The 922-nt window shown below is 45.1% G+C and carries 1 protein-coding gene and 1 pseudogene; both read right to left on the reverse strand.

The features are described from left to right. Window positions 1–397, reverse strand: a 397-nt coding sequence (locus OOZ15_RS19875; protein ID WP_265958182.1) for an RHS repeat-associated core domain-containing protein, incomplete at its 3' end; no start/stop codon positions are given. A 6-nt stretch (window positions 398–403) separates the two neighbouring features. Further along, window positions 404–922 (reverse strand): annotated as a pseudogene (locus OOZ15_RS19880) (RHS repeat domain-containing protein); the annotation flags it as partial.

Raw genomic sequence — 922 nt, forward strand, 5'->3', positions numbered from 1 at the left:
TGCCATCAGGGTCAATTGCATTAACAACATTATTGGCAACATATGAAAAAGGAGATAGGTTTGTATATTTTTCAGCCAATGGATCAAGATTCATCCATCTGCCCAATGCAGGATCATAGTTCCTCGCCCCAAAATCATAGGCATTGATATCAAGGCTCTCATCAAACTCCTTACCATTGTATTTCCAACGTTGTGCTACATCGTTTCCTAACGAGGATATACTTGGTCCATACCCCATGTGCTTCAGTCCAAATGGATAATAATTGCTCTCTTCAACAATCTCAGAAGTACCCACACTTCCGTCCCCATTGGCATCGGTATAGCTTAAACGAATATTCCCTAAGTGATCTTTATATTGATAGACATAATCATAGCCTCCGCTGCTCTTCGGGGTCACATAACCCTACACATGGGCAAGGAATTGCAGTACAGACCCAGACCCTGTATGGTCATCCTCATAGATATAATTCCCAGCATAGTCAGTCGTTTTTGTCACAGCACCGCCTTCGTTCACCTTTTTTCTCAGTTTTGTGCCTGAAGCATCGTAAATATAAGAAATATTTCCACCACTGATAGCTATGCTTGTCGGTAAATTCAAATGATTGTAAACAATACCTGTGATTCCCTTGTTCCTGTCCCGTATGGTATTCCCGTTGGCATCCCTACCATAGTCGTTGTCGGTGTTGGCCCCGTCCTTAAAGCCTTCAGGGTTACCACTCCCGTCATTCACCCTGACCAAAAAATTCCCACCATTGTAATAGTTATAGGTCAGGTCATCCATCGTATCGTATGAGCTGCCCACCTTCCCTTTGCGCTGCAAGGCCTTGATGTTCCCGTTCTTGTCATAGGCCACATTGTGCAAACTGTAGCGGTCGTACCAGCCCCCGCCCGCAAACTGGGCATCGGTGATCCTGTTCAGGGC

The sequence above is a fragment of the Galbibacter kalidii genome (assembly GCF_026241135.1).
Classification (GTDB): domain Bacteria; phylum Bacteroidota; class Bacteroidia; order Flavobacteriales; family Flavobacteriaceae; genus Galbibacter.